Here is a 2,903-nt window from a genome sequence, read left to right as displayed (position 1 = left end):
CCACCAGGGGCTGTCGACGTCACAGGCAAGCGTTGCATCGCCGACGGGTGCAACGTTCATGTTAGCACAAACAAGTACGACAAGTTGTGCCTCATGCATTTCATTCACGCACACCCAGAGCGTGCACTCGTCAGTGTCCAAAAGAACTATCACACCAAGGAACTGAACGTTTTCGCGTTCTTAAAGCAGTCATTTGGCGACAGATGCACGATCCAGTTTAATCAGACTCCGCCCGGAAGCTGCTCGCGCCGAAAGGTCGACGCTGTCATTGACGTTGGATACTGCGTGCTCGCCATCGAAATTGACGAGCTGCAGCACGCGACCTACGGGGTCGAATGCGAGACTAAACGACTCCACGAGCTCTGGTCGGCGTATGGCGGTCGACATCTGTACGTGATACGGTTTAACCCCGATCAGTACAAGAACGCAAACGGCAAGAGCGTTCCGAGCTGCTGGGCGTACAACAAGGACGGCTTCGTGAAGGTGAAGAAGAAATCGGAGGCCGAGTGGCTCGAGCGGCTGGAGGCATTGCGTCGAGAAGTGTCGTATGTGTTGGAGAACGAGGCGGCGGTGACGGCGTCGGGGGCTGATCGCCCGTATACAGTTCGTACGTTGTTTTATGATGAATTGTTGTTGTGATTTCGCGAGCGGCGTTGTATCGCGTATGGCATTTTGCTTTAATCGTCAATAATTTTTGAAACGCACCACACGTCGTTTGTTAGTTCCGGACTCGTCAAATAAGCGTACGGCATCCAGCAATAGCCGTTCAGCCCCCATCCAGACCCCCACGAATTGCGCACAAGAAACATTTGCTTCGCGTCGTCGTAGCCAACGCACATCATCGCGTGACCACCGATTGGTTTGTCGTTTGTAGCGTCGGGCATGGGTACGATGCCGGTGGTCGCGACATGCTCGCTCTCAAAGGACGAATAAACGACAACGCCAAACACGAAGGCGTACCCGCTCGACAAGCATGCCTTTAGATTGTCCAATGTCTGCGTCAGTGAGACGTACGTTTGGCTCTTGTGACGCAATGCCTCGCTGTAGCACGCCGCGGGTGGCTGCGTTGCAAAGCTCGAGACGTCGTACGGCCAGCTTGATTCGCTACAGACGCCTTTTGTGTTTAACGACGTGATACCGTCGTGTATGCATGCTCCAGCATCTGCGGGGACGTCTCCCTCTAGTGCGCGCTCGTTATAATACAAGAACAGGCGGCTTGGGGTCCAGGGCGCGGCATGTTGTTGCTTGATTTGGCAGAATTCGTGGTCACCGCAGATCGCGTTAGCGGTACAAGATCCTAGTTGCCCTTGGTCATAGACGGGCGGACAGAAACAACGCAGATCAATACTTGGGATCGCGGGGTGTAGATGCTTGCTTGGCGGGAGGACGTATCGAGCACCCCGTTTTTCCGGGGGAGGCTTTGACCAACCATATACGCGTTTCATTTATGAGAGCATGTACGATGTATCTAAATCTACAGAATGTCGTCGTCCTCTCGAGCACTGCTGCCTCTGTCGATCGCGTTTGGAATGTCGCTGGTTTATTTGCTCGCGTCAAACACGTTGCTCACCGTCGTATACATGACATCATCTGGAATATGCGCACATTCAGCTGCTGTCAAATGCGACGTCGCGAAGCTTGTGGCACTGATATCGTTTTTTGTAACGTTCTACATGTTGTTCATGTCCGACGTTATTATGATGCTGATCTTTAGCACGTCGACGATCCTAATTACATTCCACAAGAACAAATGGACGTTTCTCGAGCCACGCTTGTGCGAGCCAAGCGGTGCAACCACATGATCTAAAGAGGCGCTGCATTCTAACAAATGGGCAACAGCGAAAGCTCTTCCGAGTCGTCATCGTGCGTTGACGACTGCAAGGTGTCGTGTGCGAGAGCCGGCCAAGACGAATCTAGCCGCAACGAGATGTGTTCTAGCAGCAGCGTTAGCTGGGACCACGATGTGTCTGACAGCTACGATGGCAGAGATTGATAATGCGTACTTTTTTAAAACGATCGCGGCCGAACTTTTTGTGATATGGCGTCTAGAAGCCAGCGTTCGCGCGATGGCCCGATGCCCTGCACGCCTGTGTCGCAGACTGGTACAACCGGCGGTCTTGTGCGTCGCGTGCAGAAAGATAGTCGTATGGTTCAGTAGTAGCGCACGTGACACGACGCACGCCTCCGAAATCTTGTCCGAAATGTCCGCTGATGTTGGGGATGTTCTCGATAACGGAGTCTCGAAGTACTGATTCGTTGTATGGGTAGTCGACGCGGTAGTCGCCGTAGATGCCTTTGCGGTTGTCGTCGGGAGCGATCGTCCCCGCAATTCCGTCGCTGTCGAGGCTGATGCTCATGTGCCTCCTTCAGGAGCCACTTAAACAACAGCTAGCAGACATTAAAATGAACAAAGAGATAACTCGCAAACGCCAGCGCGATGATGGCGCGGAAGATCGTGAAGACGAAGAAGAAACATGGAAAACAGTCCGATGGGCAATGAAATACGAAGTATCGAACCTGGCTCGTGTGCGGGGCACGACCAACAAGAGAGCTGTCAAGTGTCATAAGAAGCCGAATGGATATATGTACTGCTCGTTGTATGACAACGATGGAAAGCAACGCTCGTGCACGCTGCATGCGCTAGTTGCCAATGCGTTTCTTGGCAAATGTTACGGTAAGACGATAAATCACATCAATGGAAACAAAGAAGACGCACGACTATGCAATCTGGAGCTAGCGACGTTGTCTCAACAACAGCGGCATCGCGTGGACGTGCTAAACAAACGCACGAAAGGCAGAGCTGTCCTTCAGTTCGCGGTCTCCGCGAATGGGAACGATCCGCCATTGAGAAGATACGTCAGCTCTCACGAGGCTGAGCGTGAGACAGGTATAGCACAAGGCAA

General features: G+C 52.7%; 4 protein-coding genes. 2 read left to right on the top strand and 2 right to left on the bottom strand.

The window, feature by feature from the left end:
• A partial coding sequence (locus EPO09_RS21610) for a hypothetical protein (protein ID WP_290646577.1) occupies positions 1 to 639 on the top strand: 639 nt, incomplete at its 5' end.
• A 38-nt stretch (positions 640 to 677) separates the two neighbouring features.
• On the opposite strand, the gene EPO09_RS22365 is transcribed toward EPO09_RS21610, so the two are convergent.
• Both EPO09_RS22365 and EPO09_RS21605 read right to left on the bottom strand, forming a co-directional pair.
• Positions 678 to 1,445 carry a C1 family peptidase gene (locus EPO09_RS22365; RefSeq protein ID WP_367200102.1) on the bottom strand — a complete coding sequence of 256 codons (768 nt, stop codon included), beginning with the start codon at positions 1,443 to 1,445 and terminating at the stop codon, positions 678 to 680.
• Positions 1,446 to 2,045: 600 nt separating this feature from the next.
• Positions 2,046 to 2,357, bottom strand: coding sequence for a hypothetical protein (locus EPO09_RS21605; protein WP_290646575.1), 312 nt, complete (start codon positions 2,355 to 2,357; stop codon positions 2,046 to 2,048).
• A 46-nt stretch (positions 2,358 to 2,403) separates the two neighbouring features.
• On the opposite strand from EPO09_RS21605, the gene EPO09_RS21600 reads away from it, so the two are divergent.
• Positions 2,404 to 2,903, top strand: a 500-nt coding sequence (locus EPO09_RS21600; protein WP_290646573.1) for an HNH endonuclease, incomplete at its 3' end; no start/stop codon positions are given.

The sequence above is a fragment of the Aquabacterium sp. genome (genome assembly GCF_004297345.1).
Lineage (GTDB): Bacteria > Pseudomonadota > Gammaproteobacteria > Burkholderiales > Burkholderiaceae_C > Aquabacterium.
This window is presented reverse-complemented; position numbering and strand designations above follow the sequence as displayed.

Excerpts from the sequence above, each read along its gene's own strand:
- EPO09_RS22365 (WP_367200102.1), bottom strand. The coding sequence starts at position 1,445 with ATGAAACGCGTATATGGTTGGTCAAAGCCTCCCCCGGAAAAACGGGGT.
- EPO09_RS21605 (WP_290646575.1), bottom strand. The coding sequence starts at position 2,357 with ATGAGCATCAGCCTCGACAGCGACGGAATTGCGGGGACGATCGCTCCC.